This is a genomic window from Paenibacillus sinensis (assembly GCF_019904155.1).
In the GTDB taxonomy this organism is placed as follows: domain Bacteria; phylum Bacillota; class Bacilli; order Paenibacillales; family Paenibacillaceae; genus Paenibacillus_AQ; species Paenibacillus_AQ sinensis.
On record NZ_JAHCMB010000168.1, the window covers coordinates 1 to 328 of the forward strand.

General features: G+C 37.2%; 1 protein-coding gene. It reads left to right on the top strand.

Going from position 1 to position 328, the window contains the following annotated elements:
* Window positions 1-218: hypothetical protein (locus tag KIH86_RS19030; protein ID WP_223110616.1), on the top strand; the 218-nt coding region annotated here is incomplete at its 5' end.
* Window positions 219-328: the final 110 nt, after the last annotated feature.

Genomic DNA, 328 nt, shown 5'->3' on the forward strand with positions numbered 1-328 from the left:
AGGTCTCCTCGGATCAAATTCGCATTATCTGGTCAAATGATTCATTGAGGGCTGCCATATATTTAGGTAATGATATGGTTAGTGTAATTGATTTTCAAACCAAGCAATTCCTGAAATCGAATCTAAATGTTGCCGAGCTAAATCCGCTTACTAAATATTTTGATGCCGGAATAGAAAAAGGGGTAGGGCAGCCGTTAGAACTTTATAGGCACATATGAGTATTATGCTCTATGTGCTTTTTTGAGGTTTGCTGAACAATCCTGTATGAAAATGAAATTTGTAGACGGACGAATAGTTAGGCTTAGGAAGAACAAAAGCAGTTAGTCTT